The 18006-nt window shown below is 59.4% G+C and carries 21 protein-coding genes and 1 pseudogene; 10 read left to right on the top strand and 12 right to left on the bottom strand.

Annotated elements, in window-relative coordinates; genetic code table 11:
- Positions 1-350 precede the first annotated feature (350 nt).
- Positions 351-1265: a LysR family transcriptional regulator gene (locus tag GE543_RS00230; RefSeq protein WP_122572487.1), complete on the top strand. Its 915-nt coding sequence runs from the start codon at positions 351-353 to the stop codon at positions 1263-1265.
- A 72-nt stretch (positions 1266-1337) separates the two neighbouring features.
- Here the strand turns inward: GE543_RS00230 and GE543_RS27680 are convergent.
- Together GE543_RS27680 and GE543_RS00220 are read right to left on the bottom strand one after the other, a co-directional pair.
- A pseudogene (locus tag GE543_RS27680) lies at positions 1338-1502 on the bottom strand (hypothetical protein); the annotation flags it as partial.
- Positions 1465-2676 (bottom strand): MFS transporter, encoded by a 1212-nt coding sequence (locus tag GE543_RS00220; RefSeq protein ID WP_371927052.1) that lies wholly within the window; start codon positions 2674-2676, stop codon positions 1465-1467. The pseudogene GE543_RS27680 and the gene GE543_RS00220, both read right to left, overlap by 38 nt.
- Positions 2677-2825: 149 nt before the next feature.
- On the opposite strand from GE543_RS00220, the gene GE543_RS00215 reads away from it, so the two are divergent.
- Positions 2826-3707 carry a LysR substrate-binding domain-containing protein gene (locus GE543_RS00215; protein ID WP_046236600.1) on the top strand — a complete coding sequence of 294 codons (882 nt, stop codon included), beginning with the start codon at positions 2826-2828 and terminating at the stop codon, positions 3705-3707.
- Positions 3708-3748: 41 nt separating this feature from the next.
- Here GE543_RS00215 and GE543_RS00210 read toward each other — a convergent pair whose 3' ends face one another.
- Positions 3749-4015 (bottom strand): accessory factor UbiK family protein, encoded by a 267-nt coding sequence (locus GE543_RS00210; protein WP_046236601.1) that lies wholly within the window; start codon positions 4013-4015, stop codon positions 3749-3751.
- 417 nt (positions 4016-4432) lie between these two features.
- Here GE543_RS00210 and glnK point away from each other — a divergent pair, with 417 nt between their 5' ends.
- The 4 genes from glnK to sutA all read left to right on the top strand — a co-directional run bounded on the left by glnK (position 4433) and on the right by sutA (position 7234).
- Positions 4433-4771 carry a P-II family nitrogen regulator gene (gene glnK / locus GE543_RS00205; protein WP_002555808.1) on the top strand — a complete coding sequence of 113 codons (339 nt, stop codon included), beginning with the start codon at positions 4433-4435 and terminating at the stop codon, positions 4769-4771.
- Positions 4772-4804: 33 nt separating this feature from the next.
- Positions 4805-6142 (top strand): ammonium transporter, encoded by a 1338-nt coding sequence (locus GE543_RS00200; RefSeq protein WP_003344468.1) that lies wholly within the window; start codon positions 4805-4807, stop codon positions 6140-6142.
- Positions 6143-6383: 241 nt separating this feature from the next.
- A complete protein-coding gene (locus GE543_RS00195) occupies positions 6384-6809 on the top strand; it encodes a secondary thiamine-phosphate synthase enzyme YjbQ (RefSeq protein WP_046236622.1) in 426 nt (141 codons plus the stop codon).
- 98 nt (positions 6810-6907) lie between these two features.
- Positions 6908-7234: a transcriptional regulator SutA gene (sutA, locus tag GE543_RS00190; RefSeq protein WP_046236602.1), complete on the top strand. Its 327-nt coding sequence runs from the start codon at positions 6908-6910 to the stop codon at positions 7232-7234.
- 70 nt (positions 7235-7304) lie between these two features.
- Here the strand turns inward: sutA and GE543_RS00185 are convergent, their stop codons facing one another.
- Genes GE543_RS00185 through GE543_RS00160 form a run of 6 tightly spaced genes read right to left on the bottom strand, consistent with a single transcriptional unit; the run spans position 7305 to position 11879 of the window.
- On the bottom strand, positions 7305-7997 hold the full coding sequence (locus tag GE543_RS00185) for an HAD family hydrolase (protein ID WP_100073277.1): 693 nt from the start codon (positions 7995-7997) through the stop codon (positions 7305-7307).
- Positions 7990-8889 (bottom strand): tyrosine recombinase XerC, encoded by a 900-nt coding sequence (gene xerC, locus GE543_RS00180; RefSeq protein WP_003318087.1) that lies wholly within the window; start codon positions 8887-8889, stop codon positions 7990-7992. Before xerC ends, GE543_RS00185 begins: the two co-directional genes overlap by 8 nt.
- A 2-nt stretch (positions 8890-8891) precedes the next feature.
- Entirely contained in the window at positions 8892-9626 is a 735-nt protein-coding gene (locus GE543_RS00175) for a DUF484 family protein (protein ID WP_003408326.1), read from the bottom strand.
- Between the two features lie 13 nt (positions 9627-9639).
- Entirely contained in the window at positions 9640-10470 is an 831-nt protein-coding gene (gene dapF / locus GE543_RS00170) for a diaminopimelate epimerase (protein WP_046236605.1), read from the bottom strand.
- A 5-nt stretch (positions 10471-10475) separates the two neighbouring features.
- The gene (lysA, locus tag GE543_RS00165) at positions 10476-11723 is read right to left on the bottom strand and encodes a diaminopimelate decarboxylase (RefSeq protein ID WP_003408324.1); all 1248 of its coding nucleotides are present in this window, start codon (positions 11721-11723) and stop codon (positions 10476-10478) included.
- A gap of 9 nt (positions 11724-11732) precedes the next feature.
- Positions 11733-11879 carry a lipoprotein gene (locus GE543_RS00160; RefSeq protein WP_002555817.1) on the bottom strand — a complete coding sequence of 49 codons (147 nt, stop codon included), beginning with the start codon at positions 11877-11879 and terminating at the stop codon, positions 11733-11735.
- Between the two features lie 238 nt (positions 11880-12117).
- On the opposite strand from GE543_RS00160, the gene cyaY reads away from it, so the two are divergent.
- The 3 genes from cyaY (at position 12118) to rnk (ending at position 13231) form a co-directional block, all read left to right on the top strand.
- Positions 12118-12450: an iron donor protein CyaY gene (gene cyaY / locus GE543_RS00155; RefSeq protein WP_003408323.1), complete on the top strand. Its 333-nt coding sequence runs from the start codon at positions 12118-12120 to the stop codon at positions 12448-12450.
- Positions 12451-12452: 2 nt separating this feature from the next.
- Positions 12453-12689, top strand: coding sequence for a DUF1289 domain-containing protein (locus GE543_RS00150; protein WP_003318094.1), 237 nt, complete (start codon positions 12453-12455; stop codon positions 12687-12689).
- A 134-nt stretch (positions 12690-12823) separates the two neighbouring features.
- Positions 12824-13231 carry a nucleoside diphosphate kinase regulator gene (rnk, locus tag GE543_RS00145; protein WP_003367560.1) on the top strand — a complete coding sequence of 136 codons (408 nt, stop codon included), beginning with the start codon at positions 12824-12826 and terminating at the stop codon, positions 13229-13231.
- A gap of 131 nt (positions 13232-13362) precedes the next feature.
- Here rnk and GE543_RS00140 read toward each other — a convergent pair whose 3' ends face one another.
- From GE543_RS00140 to GE543_RS00130, 3 genes are all read right to left on the bottom strand, one after another.
- Positions 13363-16209 carry a class I adenylate cyclase gene (locus GE543_RS00140; protein ID WP_153220064.1) on the bottom strand — a complete coding sequence of 949 codons (2847 nt, stop codon included), beginning with the start codon at positions 16207-16209 and terminating at the stop codon, positions 13363-13365.
- Between the two features lie 182 nt (positions 16210-16391).
- Positions 16392-16640: a TIGR02647 family protein gene (locus GE543_RS00135; protein WP_003344490.1), complete on the bottom strand. Its 249-nt coding sequence runs from the start codon at positions 16638-16640 to the stop codon at positions 16392-16394.
- Positions 16641-16856: 216 nt separating this feature from the next.
- Positions 16857-17132 (bottom strand): hypothetical protein, encoded by a 276-nt coding sequence (locus tag GE543_RS00130; RefSeq protein ID WP_003344493.1) that lies wholly within the window; start codon positions 17130-17132, stop codon positions 16857-16859.
- 188 nt (positions 17133-17320) lie between these two features.
- Here GE543_RS00130 and GE543_RS00125 point away from each other — a divergent pair, with 188 nt between their 5' ends.
- Positions 17321-17986 (top strand): glutathione S-transferase family protein, encoded by a 666-nt coding sequence (locus tag GE543_RS00125; RefSeq protein ID WP_153220062.1) that lies wholly within the window; start codon positions 17321-17323, stop codon positions 17984-17986.
- The last annotated feature ends 20 nt before the right edge of the window (positions 17987-18006 follow it).

The raw sequence follows: 18006 nt of genomic DNA, 5'->3' as shown, positions 1-18006 counted from the left end.
TTTTGGCCCGCAGCATAGGAAAATCCTAAGCAGATAGGCCTGTATTCATCTTCAGGGCAGCAGCGCGTTAAAAAGGCTTAGTGATGCTTTAGTGTCACACCGAGTGGACTGCACACTTTTAGGGCGATTGAATAAAGACACCGCGATAATCGCTCGTAATAGGTGCGCCGCCCGCATTTGCGGGCTTGTCTGGCAAGCGTCTATTATTTAAGCGTGCTGCTGAATGACCATAGCCAGCGGCGCGCTCGACTAATCCCGCAAGACGCGAGCGCCTGGCACGCTCCTCGCTAAGCATAGGTAAAAGCTATTCAAGTGCAGCCGTCCGGCGTCTGCTTATTACGAGGTACCCCATGGCTCACTTCACCTTGAAACAGCTCAAGTATTTCGTGACAGCCGTCGAAATGGACAGCATTGCCGAGGCCTCGCGGCAGCTGCATATTTCACAGCCGTCTATTTCCGTTGCTATCAAGAACCTCGAAGAAGCCTTCAATCAGCCGCTGTTTGTGCGTCATCATGCGCAAGGTGTTTCGCTAACTTCGGGTGGCGGAAAAGTGTATGAGAAAGCCAAAGAGTTGCTGCGACTTTCCGAAGAGCTGGAACAAAACTCCCGGGCTGAAAACAAACACGTCTCCGGCACTATCGCCATTGGCTGCTTTGAGTCGGCCGCGCCACTTTACATGCCCAGGCTGGTGGCCGGTTTCAAGCGTTTATACCCGGACGTCACCATTCAGCTCTACGACGGCGAGCAACATGAACTGATGCACGGGCTGCACCGTGGGCGCTTCGATCTGGCGTTTCTGTACGACCTGGAACTGGGAACCACGATCAACAAGGAGGAATTGAATGCACCGCACAAGCCCTATGCGCTGCTGCCGGCAGCCCACCCTCTGGCCGGGAAAAAAACCGTGACCTTGCTGGAGCTGAGCCGTGAACCGATGATCCTGCTCGACGCCGTGCCCAGCAGGACCTATTTCATCGATATCTTTACGGAAAAGGGTTATGCGCCGGTGGTCGCGTACAGCTCACCATCGATCGAAATGGTGCGCTGCATGGTCGGCCAGGGCCTGGGGTTTTCGGTACTGGTCACGCGCCCCAGAACCAATATGACCTACGACGGCGAGCTGCTGGCACAGCTCGATATCGAAGACGACATGCCCGCCTCCACCTTGGTCATGGCCTACCTGCGCAACAACCAGCCAACCCGCGCGACGCGACTGTTCATGGACTATTGCCGGACTATCGAGCTGGCACCGCCTGCAGCCTGAAGGGCCGCAGTTCGCGCACGCGCCGCATGCCGGCTGCAGCAGCTCTGCACCAAAGGTCTCGAATGCCGAAAGGTAGCCTTTTTGCTCACAATAATCGCGCACATCCACAGTACCGAACTGCAGGTAGAGTTTTACGTCGGGATGGAGCGTCAGATCATTTTCAAGCGCCCAGTTGATGACCTCGAAATAGTGATCGAAATCATCCCGCTTGCCCGCCGTGCAGGAGCCGCCGTACATAGCTTTTTTCAACTCGCGGGAACAACGGCACCGTCAACAGTGCGCAGAAGGCAGCTGCCAGCCACACCACTCCCCAGGAAAAGTGAGTCATGAGAGAGGATGCAGCGATGGGCGTTGCGAACAGCACCACAAACACGCAGGTATTGCCCATGGCCAAGGCTGTACCCGCCCGACTCGCACCTGCCAGTGTGGCAAGTTCGGTATAGGCGACACCGTGCCAGGCGGATACGCTGATGCCAGCGATGATCATGACGCCGATAATCAGTCCGCTGGCCAGCGCAGTTTCACTCAGGCCATAAAACCCCGCTGCCGACACCAAGGTGCCCAAGGCCAAAAAGGTCAGGGTGCTTAACCAGGCACACGTCTTGAGGTAGGCGCGTCGGTTTTTGTTTTTGTCGGTCCAGCGTCCGCTCCATATCCTGCTGACAATCGCGCCGACCTGGATAATCGCCAATGTGGTTGAAATCAGCGTGATGTCGAGCTTGCTGAAATCATGGAAGAACACCGCCGCATAGGTGAGGATCGCGAATTGAGGCGCGCATAACAGACCGATGGCCAATACGATGCGCCAGACCCTCAGATCCTTTAACGGGCTCGCACTTGTCTCCATGCTCTGTTTTTTTGCAGCGCTGCTGGAGAAGTCGGGCTCATAGAGCCAGAACCCGGCAAACAAAGCGGCTATCAGGCAGAACAAGGCTGATGCAGTAAAGACCTCTACAAACCCATAGGTATAAGCGAGATAGGGCAGCACGATTGCACCCAAGGCGTAACCGCCCGGAACGGCCGTCTGGCGAATGCTCATGGCCAACCCCCGTTCACCCTCTTTGAACCAGGCAATGATCGCTCGCCCACTGGCCCCGTTGACGCTGCTGCCAAGCAAGCCCACTACGAACAGGCCCACCGCCAGCAATACGACCGTCGGTGCGTAAGAGGCCAGCATGGCCAATATCAGCAATGCAATCCCCGAACTGAGCAGGCCAGTCAGCAGTACGGGACGGTCTCCCCAGCGGTCAGTCAGCAGCCCCCACGGGATCTCGCTGATGGCGATACCCAATCCTAAAACACCGAGTACTAGCCCTAGTTCGCTGTTATCCAACTGGTAAGTGGCACGCATATAGACCGCCGTAGCGGGCAGCCCCCCTACGACGCTTGAAAAGCTCGCATTGGCGGCCACGCCGACGCCAAGCACTTTCCAACGGTGACCGTTATCGACAGTCATAAGAATCCCACTATTTAATTGGTTGTGGGTCGCAAGATTCTCATGAGAGTATCGTCTCGAATATCAAATTATTTTGCGTGTTCGTCCCGAAAAGCAGGATGGTTATGAGACCGGTGAATTTCGATTTAGATGTCATGCGCAGTTTTGTAACAGGGGTCGAATTGGGCAGCTTTGCCAAGGCTGCGCAGAAACTTGCCCGCTCCACATCGGCCATCAGTGCTCAATTGAAAAAACTGGAAGCTCAGGCAGGCTCTCCACTCTTCAAAAAAGCCGGACGCAAGCTGGCGTTGACCGACACCGGCGAGGTGTTACTCAACTATTCCAAGCGGCTCTTGAGTCTTAACGACGAGACCATAACGGCCGTGTCGGAGCTCAAGCTCAAAGGATGGGTTCGCCTTGGGCTTCAGGAGGACCTGGGCAGTTTCCTGCCGACAGTGCTTGGACGATTCGCCAGAGCCCACCCGGATGTTCGAGTCGAGGCACGTATCGCACGTAACGCCGATCTTCTGAACCGCATAGAAAACGGCTCTCTTGACCTTGCGGTGGCGTGGGGGGGTGTCAAGAAGAACGGGTATCAAGAAACGATCGTAGAGCTGCCTATGCAATGGATCGGATCGTCGCACCGGTATCTGGACTGGCGAGTCGAGTCAGGCAACCCGCTTCCTGTGATTGCATTTGATGCGCCTTGCCCCTTCCATTCAAAGGCCACTGACGCGTTGAATCTTGCGGGGATCCCCTGGCATCTTTCCTTTACCAGTTCGAGTCTCAATGGCCTGTCTGCGGCTACCGAGGCTGGATTGGGCTACACCATCAGAACGGCTCTTGGTCTTCAGTCGGGCACTGAGGTTCTGAATACCGAAGACCGGGGTTTGCCGGCTCTGCCTTCGATAGCCCTGACGCTGCACAGACACGAGGCGAATCCCAATCCTCTGACCGAGCGATTGTCGAACATGGTGGTACAGGCGATCAGAAGCGAGGTCGTCTGACCGCAATGGCCTGACGACCGGCGAAGGTATCAGGCCAGGAATTACTCGGTCTTTTCAACACCGCCAGCCTTCTCTTCCAGCTCGGCCATCTTGGCCTCCAGCGCTTCCAGACGAGCGCGGGTGCGGGCGAGGACGGCCATCTGGCTGTCGAACTCTTCACGGCTGACCAGATCCAGTTTGCTGAAGCCGCTTTGCAGCAGGGCCTTGAACTGGGTTTCGAATTCGCTGCGCGGTACAGGCGTTTCGCCATTGAACAGGCGAGAAGCGTGGCCGCTAAGAGCGTCAAGAAAGGCTTTGGGCGCGAGCATGGTGATTTTCCTGAATCAGAGGCCGGCAGTGTAACACGCAGTGTCTATAGTCAATCCCAGGTGCGCAATGCACGCTTATGGAGCGCAGTGACGGGCACATGAGCACCATTGCTGTGCATTAGCTCCATGATGGACCCTGCAAGGTCGCGCAAAACCAGCCCAAGGGCCTGTATTCAATGAATATTCGCGAGATGGCAAGCTTTCTGCTTAGTGGCTTATGACCCATGCACTGATGCAGTCGCTGTGACGAATGCAGTGCGGCAGGCGGAGCGGGGAAGTGTTTCGTCAGAAGCGGTTTTCTGGAGTTGGTCTGGCCTGATCAGGCGGCCAGCACGTTACAAAGCCAGACACTGCGCTTAGACTTGAGTCGGGTTTGTTTTCCTGGGGCAAGTCCACCAAATTCGGGAGAAAGTTTTCATGAAGCTAGTCACTGCCATCATCAAGCCGTTCAAACTGGATGACGTTCGCGAGTCGTTGTCTGAAATCGGCGTGCAGGGCATCACCGTCACTGAAGTCAAAGGCTTCGGGCGTCAGAAGGGTCACACTGAGCTTTATCGCGGTGCTGAATACGTCGTCGACTTCCTTCCCAAAGTGAAGATCGATGTCGCTATCGATGACAAGGATCTGGATCGTGTCATCGAAGCCATAACCAAGGCCGCCAACACTGGCAAGATCGGTGACGGCAAGATTTTCGTGGTCAATCTGGAACAGGCCATTCGCATCCGTACCGGCGAGACCGATACAGACGCTATTTAAGCCGCCAAACCCAACGCCCCAGGAGAAAACAATATGACTCTGCGTCAATTCGCAGGGCTCGGTGCCCTGTTGTCCCTCGCATTACCTGGTCTTGCCCTGGCGGCTGATCCAGTGGCCGAGCCGGTGCTGAACTCTGGCGACACTGCATGGATGCTGACCTCGACCGCTCTGGTCCTGTTCATGACCATCCCCGGTCTCGCGCTGTTCTACGGCGGTATGGTTCGCTCCAAGAACATTCTGTCGGTGATGATGCAGTGTTTCGCCATCACCGGTCTGATCAGCATCCTGTGGGTCGTCTACGGCTACAGCATTGCGTTTGACACAACCGGTATGGAAGCGGGCGTCGTCAACTTCAATTCCTTCTTTGGCGGTATGGGTAAAGCGTTCCTGGCAGGCATCACGCCGGCAAGCATTACCGGTCCTGCTGCGTTGTTCCCTGAGGCGGTGTTCGTCACCTTCCAGATGACCTTCGCGATCATCACCCCTGCCCTGATCGTCGGCGCTTTCGCAGAACGCATGAAGTTCTCCGCGATGCTGGTGTTCATGGGTATCTGGTTCACTCTGGTCTACGCGCCAATCGCCCACATGGTCTGGGGCGGCGTCGGTGGCCTGCTGTGGGACTGGGGCGTTCTGGACTTCGCTGGCGGTACCGTCGTACATATCAACGCCGGTGTCGCCGGTCTGGTAGCGTGCCTGGTACTTGGCAAGCGCAAAGGCTTCCCGACCACGCCGATGGCGCCGCACAACCTGGGTTACACCCTGATCGGCGCCGCGATGCTCTGGGTCGGCTGGTTCGGCTTCAACGCCGGTTCCGCCGCTGCGGCCAACGGTACTGCCGGCATGGCCATGCTGGTCACTCAAATCGCTACTGCGGCCGCCGCACTGGGCTGGATGTTCGCCGAGTGGCTGACTCACGGTAAGCCAAGTGCTCTGGGTATCGCTTCGGGCGTGGTTGCCGGCCTGGTTGCCGTTACCCCTGCGGCCGGTACAGTAGGCCCGATGGGCGCGCTGATCATCGGTCTGGCAGCAGGCGTGATCTGCTTCTTCTGCGCGACCAGCCTCAAGCGCAAGCTGGGCTATGACGACTCCCTGGATGCGTTCGGCGTTCACGGCATCGGCGGTATCGTCGGCGCGATCCTGACCGGTGTGTTCGCAGCACCTGCACTGGGCGGCTTCGGCACCGTGACTGACATCGGTGCTCAGGTCTGGATTCAGTTCAAGGGCGTCGCGTTCACCGTTGTCTACACCGCCATCGTGACCTTCATCATTCTCAAAGTGCTGGATGCGGTCATGGGGCTGCGCGTCACCGACGAGGAAGAGTCTGTCGGTCTGGACCTCGCTCAACACAACGAGCGTGGCTACAACTTGTAAGCTTTGGCCTACGCAAAAAAGAATGCCCGGTCTCCGGGCATTTTTTTGTCTGGCGTTTGTGGATATACCGCCGCTTTTTGCTGTCATTGATCTTGCCCGTGTCAATGATTTCGGCACCGTGACGCAGCGCAGGTAACGAGGTGGCGGCAGTCTTCGTCAACTTGCAGGGAAGCCGGTTTATTGCGCGCTTTGCTTTTTTCTCAGTCGAGTTAGAATGCGCGCCGAAGGTGCGGAGAACGGTATGTGGCATCAATCCAGGATTGCCTTGCGGGCCAGGCCCCGCGGGTTCCATCTGGTGACTGACGAGATAGTCGCGGGGTTGCCCCCGTTGCGCGGTTGTCGTGTCGGGCTACTGCATGTATGGCTGCAACATACCTCGGCTTCGTTGACCATCAACGAAAATGCCGATCCGGCGGTACGTCGCGACTTTGAGCGTTTTTTCAACCGTCTGGTGCCCCAAGGCGTGGATGGCTACGAACATGACGACGAAGGCCCTGATGACTTGCCAGCGCATTTCAAGGCCAGTCTGCTGGGCTGCCAGTTGCTGTTGCCGGTTACGGCAGGGCAACTGGCGCTGGGCACCTGGCAAGGTATTTACCTGGGCGAACATCGAGACGCTGGTGGGTCTCGTAACGTCCTGGCCACCCTTCAGGGTGAGTGGACATAACCGCTGAGGTCAGCGGTTGTTGAATTTTTCCGGTTGCCTTAGCAATTTGGGGCGGTTGGGCTATAACTAATCAGCTTTCGCAAGTCATGAGGTAGAACATGAGCGACGACGACGATAATACCGACGATCTGGTAGACGACCTGGAAGGCGAAGAAGACGGTGAGGAGCTTGCAGCTGCTCCCGGAGACGACCCGGTCGAAGTAGACGATGACGTTCCGGCACCTGCCGCGAAAGGCAAGGCCAAGGCTGCAGTCTCGGTCGATGAACTGCCTAGCGTGGAAGCCAAGAACAAGGAGCGTGATGCTCTGGCACGTGCCATGGAAGAATTCCTGGCGCGTGGCGGAAAGGTGCAGGAAGTGGAGGCCAACGTGGTCGCCGATCCGCCCAAGAAGCCTGACAACAAATACGGTAGCCGCCCTATCTGAGGCTGCATGACTGTATGAGGAAAGCCCGCCGTCGCTGCGGGCTTTTCTATGCGCGCCTGTCAGTGCGCTTTCAGGCCCAACGCGCCAGCACCTCGGGCAGTTGCGACAGGTTGTGGATCTCGGCATCCGGCAGTCGATCCGCATCCCAGGCCTTGCCTTGCGGGTTGTACCAGATGGCGCGCATGCCAGCCTGCTGGGCACCTGCAATGTCGTCCCTGGGGTGGTCACCGACATGCACCGCCGAACCGGCATCGACCTTTGCCCGGCGCAGCGCCTCCACGAACGGTGCCGGGTCCGGCTTACCGATGCCCAGGTCTTCGGCGCACAGCGCGAAGGCAAAGTAGTCCGCCAGCCCCAGACGACGCACATCGGCATTGCCATTGGTAATCACGCCCAGCGTGAAGGTCTTGGCGAGAATTTCCAGCATCGGTTGCACCTCAGGGAAAATCTGCACCTGATGACGGCCCTGCAGAAACACTTCAAAGCCCCGGTCGGCCAGGTCCTGCGCCTCGTCCGGGTCGTAGCCGGCATCTTCGAGCGCATGGAACAGCACCCGGCGTCGCAAGGCGCTGATGCGGTGCTTGAAGGACGGGTCTTCGGCCACCAGACGCGAGCGGATTTCCCACAGGTGCTCGACAGGAACCGCACCCAGCCTGGGCGCGTTTTCGCCCAGCCAGTCACGCAGTGTGACTTCGGCACCGGCAATGGCAGGGGCGGTGTCCCAGAGCGTGTCGTCAAGATCAAACGTCACCAGCTTAATCATCTGCAGCTCCTTTACGTTTGGCTCGAGGATGGGCGCTGTCATAAACAGTAGCCAAATGCTGGAAGTCCAGGTGTGTGTATATCTGCGTGGTCTTGATATCCGCATGACCCAGCAGCTCCTGCACGGCGCGCAAGTCCTGTGACGATTCGAGCAGATGGCTGGCGAAGGAGTGACGCAACATGTGCGGGTGCAGATTCTGCCCCAGCTCTCGCTCACCGGCTGCCTTGAGGCGCACCTGAATGGCACGCGGGCCGAGGCGCTTGCCTTGCTGACTGACAAATACCGCGTCGTCCTGCGGATGGGTCAGGGCGCGCAGCGGCAGCCAGACTTCCAGTGCCTGACGCGCCTTGCTGCCCACAGGTAGTACGCGGGTCTTGCTGCCTTTACCCAGCACCTGCACCAGTCCGTCGCGCAGGTCCAGCTGGTCCAGGTTCAGGCCGGTTAGCTCGGACAGGCGCAACCCTGACGAGTACAGCAGCTCCAGGATGGCTTGGTCGCGGTGCGCCAGGAAATCATCTTCAACGCCGCCGTCCAGCAATTGCGCGGTGCGGTCGGTGTCCAGGGTCTTGGGCAGACGCCGCTCGCCCTTCGGCGGTGACAGGCCGTTTGCCGGGTCGTGCTGGCAAATGCCTTCGCGATTGAGGTACTTGTAGAAGCCGCGCACCGCCGACAGCATCCGCGCCAGGCTGCGTGAAGACTGGCCCTGCTGGTGCTGGCGGGCAGTGAAGCTGCGCAGGTGCTGGATATCCAGATCACTCCAGCTCGACAACTGTGCCTTTTGGCAATACGCCAGAACCTTGCCCAGGTCGCGTCGGTAGGCTTCGAGCGTGTGAGGCGACACCTGGCGCTCACTGCGCAGGTGCATGCAGTAGGCGTCCAGATGCTGATCCATGGCTAGCGAACCGAGCGTAATGAGTGGGCGAAGCGCGGCAGCAGGCGGCTCAGCACATCGGCGATATAACTGAGGAACAGGGTGCCGACCGAGCTTTTGTAATGCTGCGGATCGCGACTGCCGATGGCCAGCACGCCATGCAGACCCAGATGATTGAGGCTGGCGATGGCGGTCGAACCGACTTCCTTGCCCTGTTCTGCACCGAACAGAAACGCCAGTTCATGCTCACGCAGAGCGCCGCAGATGATCTTCTCGCCAATCAGGCCGCCGATGGCTTTCTGTGCTTCGGCGCCGCTGACCCAGCGACCCACGGGCATCGGGCTGTCGCTGAACAGGATCAGGCTGACAAAGGGCACCTGAAAGTCCTGACGCAGGCTGTCTTCGACGGCGATGACCAGCTCTTCCAGGCTGGTCGCATCCATCAGCGCAAGGTTCAGGCGGCGGGTCTTTTCGAACAGGCGGTCGTTGTCCCGTGCGACGTCCATCAATTGCGACAGGCGATGGCGCATTTCGATATTGCGCTCGCGCAGCAGCTTGAGCTGACGCTCGACCAGCGAAACGGTGTCGCCACGCTGGTGCGGGATGCGCATCGACACCAGCAGTTCGTCGTGCTCGGCGAAGAAGTCCGGGTGCTCGAGCAGGAAGGCGATGACCGCCTCTGCTTCAAGGTCTGGCGCTGCGCTATCGACAGGCGATTCGCAGGGTGTGCCTGTTGAAGCGGGAGGTTGATCGGTCATGGTACTTACTCACTCAAAGACGGACTTGGCCTTCATAGACCCTGACTGCAGGGCCGGTCATCATGACAGAATGTCCCGGCCCAGCCCATTCGATGGACAGGCGCCCTCCGGGCAGGTCGATCAGCAACGGCGAGTCCATCCAGCCCTGACTGATGGCCGCGACAGCCGCCGCACAGGCACCGGTACCGCACGCCTGGGTTTCCCCGGCACCGCGTTCCCAGACACGCAACTGCGCACGCTGACGGTCCACAACGTGAAGAAAGCCGACGTTGACCCGGGCCGGAAAGCGCGGGTGATGCTCGATCTTCGGCCCCAGTTCATGCACCGGTGCATTATTGATGTCATCGACCCGCAGCACGGCGTGCGGATTGCCCATGGACACAGCCGCCATGTCGATATTCTGCCCGTCGACGTCAACGGTATAACTGGTGGCCTGTTGCGCTGCTTTGAAGGGTATCTCTTCGGGGACAAACCTTGGCGGTCCCATATCGACGCTGATCTGCCCGTCGCTGCGGATATCCAGTTCGATGATGCCGCTCTTGGTCTCGACGCGGATCTGCTTCTTGGCCGTCAGGCGCTTGTCGAGTACGAAACGGGCAAAGCAGCGTGCGCCGTTGCCGCACTGCTCGACTTCGGAGCCGTCGGAATTGAAGATTCGATAGCGAAAGTCCACATCCGGGTTGTTCGGCGCCTCGACCAGCAAAAGCTGATCGAAACCGATACCGGTGTGGCGGTCGCCCCATTGTTTGGCGTGCTTGGGCAAGATATGCGCGTGCTGACTCACAAGGTCCAGGACCATGAAGTCGTTACCCAGCCCGTGCATCTTGGTAAAACGCAGCAGCATGGGGATTACTCCGGCAGCAGGCTTTCGCCAGCGAACAGCTCGGCCACGGTTTCGCGACGACGCACTTCAAAAGCCTGGGAACCGTCGACCAGTACCTCAGCGGCACGGCCACGGGTGTTGTAGTTCGAGCTCATGACGAAGCCATAGGCGCCGGCTGAATGAACGGCCAGCAGATCGCCCTCGGCCAGTGCCAGCTCGCGACCCTTGGCGAGGAAATCGCCGGTCTCGCAGATCGGCCCGACGATATCGTACACACGAGGTTCGCTGTCACGCGGACGCACCGCAGTGACATCCATCCAGGCCTGATACAGGGCAGGCCGGATCAGATCGTTCATCGCTGCATCGACGATGGCAAAATCCTTGTGCTCGGTGTGCTTGAGGTATTCGACGCGGGTCAGCAGCGCGCCCGCGTTGGCAACGATGAAGCGTCCCGGCTCGAACAGCAGCCCCAGGTCGCGACCGGCCAGGCGCTCGCGCACAGCCTTGATGTAGTCAGCCGCCAGCGGAGGCTCTTCGTCGCGATAACGCACGCCAAGGCCGCCACCCAGATCAATATGATGCAGATGAATGCCGCAATCGCCCAGCCGATCGACCAGGGCCAGCAGGCGATCCAGCGCATCGATGAACGGTTCGAGCGTGGTCAGTTGCGAGCCGATATGGCAGTCGACCCCGATCACTTCCAGGTTCGGCAGTTGCGAGGCGCGAATGTACACGTCTTCGGCGGCTGCAATGGCGATGCCGAACTTGTTTTCCTTGAGGCCCGTGGAGATGTAGGGGTGAGTGCCTGCATCCACGTCCGGATTGACCCGCAGCGATATCGGCGCCCGAACGTTGAGTTCGGCAGCCACTTCCTGCAGGCGCTCCAGCTCGTCGGTGGATTCGACGTTGAAGCAGTGCACGCCGACTTCAAGGGCGCGACGCATGTCTTCGCGGGTCTTGCCGACACCGGAAAACACGATCTTTTCGGCTTTGCCACCCGCCGCCAGCACACGCTCCAGTTCGCCACGCGAGACGATGTCGAAACCGGCGCCAAGGCGCGCCAGGACATTGAGCACGCCCAGGTTGGAGTTGGCTTTTACGGCGAAGCAGACCATGTGCGGCATGCCGCTCAGCGCGTCGGCGTAGGCACGGTATTGCGCTTCGATATGAGCGCGCGAGTAGACATAGGTCGGCGTGCCGAAGCGCTCGGCAATGGCAGACAATGCTACCCCTTCCGCGAACAGCTCACCGTCGCGGTAGTTGAAGGCGTCCATTGGAGTCCCTTAAAGGTGCTTGTGCGATTGCGATTTGGCTTGTTCGTCCGGGGTTTTGGTGTCATCCGGTAGATACAGCGGGCCTTTCTGGCCACAGGCTGTAACAAGACAAGCGACCGCGACAAGCGCAGCAAGCGAAGAGATCAGGCGCTTCATGGCGAAATCCTTTGTAAAAGCATTAATTGCGCCCGAGTATACCGACCACCCGGCACCTTGCCTATGCGAGCGGCGTCCCGTCTGGCGGGCCTTTGGCGCGAAAGCCGCAGCAGAGCTATGGTTGATCGGGATTAAAGTGCTCATGCATCGCCAATGATGAGTAAGCTTTGCATTTGCCTGGCTGCGTCCGTATCTTGCCCCTCTGCGCTATTTGCAGACACTTACCGAGGTTCCCGCAATGAGTTTGACCGAAGCCCGTTTTCACGACCTCGTCGATGCGACGCAGCAGAATATCGAAGACGTATTCGACGAGAGTGGCCTGGATGTGGACCTGGAAAACTCGGCCGGTGTACTGACGGTCAAGTTTGAAGGCGGCACGCAGCTTATCTTCAGCCGTCAGGAGCCCCTGCGTCAGCTCTGGCTGGCCGCCAGATCGGGTGGTTTTCACTTCGACTACGACGAAGAGAATCAGTGCTGGGCCTGCGATTCCAGTGACGAGCTGCTGAGCGAGATGCTGGAGCGCTTTACCGTCGAGCAAGCCGGCGTCGAACTGGACTTCTCCGAGATCTGATCGTGAGCCAGTCCCCCGTTCGACCGCCCAAGCCGCTTTTCAGCAATGTCAGCCCGGCAGTGGCCTCGCCGTGTATCAGCCTGTGTCGGCTCGATGAGCAGAAGGTTTGCCTGGGGTGCTTCCGTCATGTCGAAGACATCCGCGAGTGGCGCTCTGCCGATGACGACCGGCGCCGCCAGATTCGCCACGAGGCCGATCAGCGTCGAGCCCGCGCCGAGGTTGACCAGGCCGCAGGCTGAAACCGCGTCGGGTTGTGTATTTACTGCGCTGTGTTAGTGTCAGACCTTGCCTCTGCAGACAAGAGGCTCGTCAAACCCCGCCAATTGGTGGGGTTTTGTTTTATTCATGGAGAATAAAGGAGTCTGCCCAGACCATGACCACAGCACCTTCGATCATCCTTACCCGACTCGACGTACAGCGTCTTGAGAGCTTCATCGCCAGCCAGGACGAAGACACGCCGGGTATCCAGGCGTTGCAGGCCGAACTGGACCGCGCCGACCAGGTGGTTGGCCACGACGAAGTGCCTGCGGGCGTTGTGACCATGAATTCGCGTGTGCATTGCCGCGAAGAAGTCAGCGGCAAGGACTACCACCTCAAGCTGGTTTATCCACAGGATGCGGGCGCGGACGGCACCGTCTCGGTCCTGGCACCCATGGGCTCGGCGCTGCTGGGTCTGCAAATCGGCCAACACATCGACTGGCCTGCACCGGGCGGCAAGACCCTGAAACTGACCTTGCTGGCGGTGGAATATCAGCCGGAAGCGGCGGGCGAGTACGAGTAATAGAAGACGCTACCTCCGCAGAGCGCCTGCGCATTGAAGAGCGGACGCAGAGCGTCCAGAACTGCATTCCCACGCGGAGCGTGAGGAACGATAAGCGTCCCGCAGAACACCTATCGTGCCAATGCTGGACGTCAGGCCTGATCCATCGCCTCGTTCAGCAGCTTTTCCAGTTCGGCCTTGTGGCGCAGGAAGAGGATGCTTTGCCCGTGCTTGCCGTCCAGCAGCCCGGACAGGTCCAGGTCGGTGATGTAACAGCGGTAGCGCTGGGGCTCCAGGCGTTTACCGAGGATTTGTTGCGCGACGGCGGCGTACAGTCGGTCGCCGTACTCCAGCTCGGAAAACTCGCTGTTGTCGCAGTACAGGGTGGCGTTCAGTTGCCCTGGCGAGGTTTCTTCAATGATTGCCTGCACGTCGTAGAACGCCTTGTCCGCGGCAGTCGGCGCTGGTCGATGTTCAACACGTCGGGCAGGCCCTGCACCGGAGGGCAGCATCTGATAGTAAAGGGTTTCCAGCGTGACCGGCGCGGACGGATCATCCAGCGGCAATGAAGCGCCCCGGCGATAAACCAGCGCGTGAAGGAAGCGCTGCAGCGGCACCAGCAGGCTTTGCTCATCGTGATACGGCAGACGCTGGTGCCAGAGCGAATTGTGCTCGTCGAGCACGTACAGGTCAGCATCCGGCTCGTTGATCCGGTAGAACACCTGAATACATTCAGGCTGACCAAGCGGCAGGATCAGCGCCAGGTCGTGATCATCGAGTGCCTGCGGGTCCAGGTGCAGCGGGCTGTACGACGACAGCTGTTCACCCAGGTACTTGAACAGGCCGGGCAGGCTGTTGATCACCACATGACCGATCTGACCCGGCTTCATCTCCAGCACGTGATACTGCTGCTGCACCTGAATCAGGTAACGGTGATTGAGCCGCCTCTCGAGTAACAAACGCGCCGTGCCGATCAGTTCTTCAACACGCTGGGCGATGGCGGGCGCGCGGTTATGGCAGAAGCAGCGCACGTGAATCTGCGGCTGCTTACCACTCTGTGGCAGGCTGCCGAGCAGTTCGCTCATGCAGTCGAGCAGGGCGTGCGGGCCGTCGTAGCGGCTGACCAGTGTTTCGTTCCAGGTATTGAGGGTGATCTGGTCCAGCGTCAGCACCAGATTTTCCCGGACACCCGCATAACTGAGCGAGTCGGTGCGCTCGGTGGTCATCAGAATATTGAGGTCGCGGTGATGCCTGAGCGGATCGACGCCGACATTGATCAGCAGCAATATCTCACTGGGCGTGCTGGGCATCAGCAACGCCTCATCGCTGACCTCGGGCAGTGGCAGTTGAATGCTCTGCTGCAAGGCGCCCATCAGGTTGAACAGCTCGAACTCGCTCAGGTCACTGGCACCCGGGTGCAATGCCACGCGGGTAGTGCTGTCGATCACGGTATTGCGGTGGCACCAGGTCAACAGCTCAAGCAATTCACGGCTGCGTTTGAGCGGTAAGAAATTCGGCCACTCGTGAATGCCCAGATTGCCGTTATACAAGGCCCACTGATACTTGCCGGGCTCGCGCTTGTCGGGGGAATGCACCAGCGTCAGCGTATCTTCGGCAAGGTCGGGAGCGATCCCCGGGTTGATGAACTCGACCTTGCCCGCCTTGCGTTCAAAAGCTGCATACAGACGCCGACCCAGAATGGTCAGGTCGCGGGCATTGAGGGCATCGGCAGCACTTTGCGTTTTGGCGAAGCGGCTCTGAAAGCGATAGCTGTAATTCAGCTCGTTGACCAGTGAGCGGCGCTCGCCCGCCACCTGGCGGACTTTCCACTGGCTGCGGCTGTCGAGCAGCACCAGTTGTCGCTCGTCCCAACCCCACTCCGTGGTCAGACGCTCCAGCAGTTGGCGCTGCCAGCCGACGTTGCGCAGGCGGGTCGATCCGGTGAGCTTCTTGTTGACCTTCAGGTACAGGCTGCGCCGCACCAGCTCCAGGCGCTCCGGCTCGTTGCGTGCCTGCAGATGCTCCTCGATGCGCCGATACACGACCACATAGGGGTCAAGCTCATCCGGGTCCAGCTGATTGGCGAACACCGCTTGCTTGAAACGCAGGCTCAGGCACTGCACGCGGGGATGCTCGCTGGAATAGACCTCGATCAACAGCAGCTTGAGCACAGACTTGTAGGGCGACTCGATGCCTTTGAACAACTGCCACAATCCGGCACCGATGAACTCGGCCGGGGGAATGTGCGACATCGGGCCGAGATCGAGCACCTCGCTGGCGCGAATGAAGCGCTTGCTCAGCAGGGTGTGGGTGTAATCGTCGTAATTCTGCTCTTCATAGACCGGCACCAGCCACCACATCGGGGTGCGCCCGGCGAGCCAGATCGCGGTGCGATAAAACTCGTCGAGCAACAGGTAATGCTGGGTAGTCCCGCAATCGTCCGAGCTGAGCTGCGAATCGCGCTCGCCGCTCCTGAAACGCTGCGGGTCGATCAGAAAGAAATGCGCCTCTGCGCCCATCGTCGCAGCCCAGGCTTCAAGTGCCTGGCACTTCTTGCGCAGTTCGGCGATAGCCTCCGGTTCCAGCTCGCTGTCGTGGCAGACCCAGACATCCATATCGCTTTGTTCAGCCTGAGCCAGCGTGCCGAGGCTGCCCATCAGAAACAGGCCATGAATCGGCTGGGGCGGGTTGCCGTGGCGGGCCTTGTAGGAAAAGGAGCGCGTCAGCCGCTGCGCCTCGGCCAGGGCCAGCGAGTCCGGTTCGTAATGCGAAACGCCAGCAGGCGTGCTGCCGGAAACATAACCGGGCAACAGCGGATGGTTGACGTGAAAGAACAGCGGCAGCAGGGTCAGAACGCTCTGCTGGCGGGTCGACATGCCTTCCAGCGCACGCGCGTACCGCCCGTCATTGAGCGACAGGAAACGGTTACGCAGCTGGCTGAGAACCTTGCGGTCGATGCCCTCATCCAGATCGGGGCGAATTTCAGGATTACGCGTCATCGCAACTCAAGGCATCTGGCCTGTGCAGGCGTGGAATTACTGAGCAAGATGGCGGAGAAGATTTGCAGCCGATGGAAGCGGATTCGGTCGGATGGTTATTCTGGCGCCAACGTCCTGTATCGACTGGCGCTCGGATAAGTGAAGGGCCTGCCACGCTTTTTTGTGCGCAGGCCCTGCTACATTCAGGCGGCTTGCCTGGAGACGTTGAGGATGGTCAGCAATGATTGGGCATGCTGGGCGGCCTCGAGCCCGAGGCTGGTCAGGTAACCGCCATCGACCTGGGTCGTCAGTCCTTTATCGAAGAGTCTTTGTGCTGCTGCGACGGCCGTGGGCGCCGCTACATGGTGGACTTTGAGGCCTTCCTGGGTGTTTCCCAGATTGAACAGTGCAAGGATTTCCAGTTCGGCAACCAACTCAGGGGTATACGACATAGGTACTCCAGACTTTTTGTAGTAGTACGACCTCACCGGCTGGCGGGTGTGCTCTGGAATCGACGTGTCCGATCTGCGCTCGTCGGTTCTGGATGACCGTTAAAGCCGGTTTGGCGTGTGGCCCCGGAGGATCAAGCGGCAGCGGGGCATTTGCAGTGTAGTCAGCGTCTGAAGTGTTTGCAGCATATATCTTGCTGTCACGCTCTGACCGCAGGATTACTTTTCCGGCGGCAGGTCAGGCAGGGCACGCAGCGCTGCTTCATACCATTGTGTGTCGAACGGACGGTCCTGCTCCAGCAGGGCATCGATCTCGATAGCCAGCACATGGGCCATCATTTCAAGAATATCTTCACGCTCATAGTTCACCAGGGTCAGCATGTTGAAGACCGCTCTGGCTGCGGGCGGATTACCGGCTTCGATCTGGTTCTCGATGGCTTCGATCAGGGTCGAGGCAGCAAAGTCTTCTTCGTCATTATCGATGTCGTCGGTCATGGTCACTCCTCAGGTAAGGCGGGCAGTCTACCCGGAATCCTGCAATCGGGCAGTCCTGCGCGCCCGAATGGTCATGTGTAGGACGCTTCCTAAAACTGCCGGGAAATGACCCAAGTCACTGAAAGATAGAGTCAGCCCGGTAGCGTGCAGCCCGTCAATTACCAGGATGGAGGCTGAGGAGGCCGACGATGCTGACGCTTTATGGATTCGCCGCAAGCAACTACTTCAACATGGTCAAGCTGGCGCTGCTGGAGAAACAACTGCCCTTTCAGGTGGTGCCGCTGTTTGGCTGTCAGAGCCCTGAGGTGCTGGCCGTCAGCGCCCGCGGGAAGGTGCCGGTACTCGGAACGGCGGAAGGCTTCATCAGTGAGACCGACGTAATTCTGCGCTATATAGAGGACACCTCACCGGACCGGCCACTGCTGCCTGCCAGCGCATTCGCGCGCGCTCAGGTATGGACCATCGCCAAGGAAATCGAGGTGTACATCGAGCTGCCGGCGCGCATGTGTTATGCGGAGGTGATCTTCGGTGGCAGACCCACGCCGCCCGACCTCAAAGCCAAGGCGCGTCGCGATCTGATCAAAGGGTTCGCCGCCCTGGCCCAGCGCGGCCTGTTTGCACCCTACGTGGCGGGCGGGCACTTCACCGTTGCCGATATCTACTTTCTGTACAGCGTCGATCTGGCGCAACAGGTCGGCGAGCGGCTGTTCGGGCTGGACCTGCTGGAGGACATGCCCGCTGCGCGAGCCCTGCAGGAGCAGTTGGCCTTGAGCCCGAACGTTCAGCAAGTGGCCGCTGACAGAGAGGCCGACTGGCCGGCGTTCATGGCTCGCGTGCAGCGGGCAGACCGCTGAGGCAGCTCGTTCCTCACACC

It is taken from the genome of Pseudomonas sp. SZ57 (assembly GCF_009495975.1).
Taxonomy (GTDB): Bacteria; Pseudomonadota; Gammaproteobacteria; order Pseudomonadales; family Pseudomonadaceae; genus Aquipseudomonas; species Aquipseudomonas syringae.
Note: the sequence above shows the minus strand (reverse complement) of the source record. Positions and strands in the feature narration are given on the sequence as shown.

What these genes read in the sequence shown, in the direction of transcription:
- GE543_RS00230 (WP_122572487.1), top strand. Translation starts at nt 351, where the DNA reads ATGGCTCACTTCACCTTGAAACAGCTCAAGTATTTCGTGACAGCCGTC.
- GE543_RS00215 (WP_046236600.1), top strand. Translation starts at nt 2,826, where the DNA reads ATGAGACCGGTGAATTTCGATTTAGATGTCATGCGCAGTTTTGTAACA.
- GE543_RS00210 (WP_046236601.1), bottom strand. Translation starts at nt 4,015, where the DNA reads ATGCTCGCGCCCAAAGCCTTTCTTGACGCTCTTAGCGGCCACGCTTCT.
- glnK (WP_002555808.1), top strand. Translation starts at nt 4,433, where the DNA reads ATGAAGCTAGTCACTGCCATCATCAAGCCGTTCAAACTGGATGACGTT.
- GE543_RS00200 (WP_003344468.1), top strand. Translation starts at nt 4,805, where the DNA reads ATGACTCTGCGTCAATTCGCAGGGCTCGGTGCCCTGTTGTCCCTCGCA.
- GE543_RS00195 (WP_046236622.1), top strand. Translation starts at nt 6,384, where the DNA reads ATGTGGCATCAATCCAGGATTGCCTTGCGGGCCAGGCCCCGCGGGTTC.
- sutA (WP_046236602.1), top strand. Translation starts at nt 6,908, where the DNA reads ATGAGCGACGACGACGATAATACCGACGATCTGGTAGACGACCTGGAA.
- GE543_RS00185 (WP_100073277.1), bottom strand. Translation starts at nt 7,997, where the DNA reads ATGATTAAGCTGGTGACGTTTGATCTTGACGACACGCTCTGGGACACC.
- xerC (WP_003318087.1), bottom strand. Translation starts at nt 8,889, where the DNA reads ATGGATCAGCATCTGGACGCCTACTGCATGCACCTGCGCAGTGAGCGC.
- GE543_RS00175 (WP_003408326.1), bottom strand. Translation starts at nt 9,626, where the DNA reads ATGACCGATCAACCTCCCGCTTCAACAGGCACACCCTGCGAATCGCCT.
- dapF (WP_046236605.1), bottom strand. Translation starts at nt 10,470, where the DNA reads ATGCTGCTGCGTTTTACCAAGATGCACGGGCTGGGTAACGACTTCATG.
- lysA (WP_003408324.1), bottom strand. Translation starts at nt 11,723, where the DNA reads ATGGACGCCTTCAACTACCGCGACGGTGAGCTGTTCGCGGAAGGGGTA.
- GE543_RS00160 (WP_002555817.1), bottom strand. Translation starts at nt 11,879, where the DNA reads ATGAAGCGCCTGATCTCTTCGCTTGCTGCGCTTGTCGCGGTCGCTTGT.
- cyaY (WP_003408323.1), top strand. Translation starts at nt 12,118, where the DNA reads ATGAGTTTGACCGAAGCCCGTTTTCACGACCTCGTCGATGCGACGCAG.
- rnk (WP_003367560.1), top strand. Translation starts at nt 12,824, where the DNA reads ATGACCACAGCACCTTCGATCATCCTTACCCGACTCGACGTACAGCGT.
- GE543_RS00140 (WP_153220064.1), bottom strand. Translation starts at nt 16,209, where the DNA reads ATGACGCGTAATCCTGAAATTCGCCCCGATCTGGATGAGGGCATCGAC.
- GE543_RS00135 (WP_003344490.1), bottom strand. Translation starts at nt 16,640, where the DNA reads ATGTCGTATACCCCTGAGTTGGTTGCCGAACTGGAAATCCTTGCACTG.
- GE543_RS00130 (WP_003344493.1), bottom strand. Translation starts at nt 17,132, where the DNA reads ATGACCGACGACATCGATAATGACGAAGAAGACTTTGCTGCCTCGACC.
- GE543_RS00125 (WP_153220062.1), top strand. Translation starts at nt 17,321, where the DNA reads ATGCTGACGCTTTATGGATTCGCCGCAAGCAACTACTTCAACATGGTC.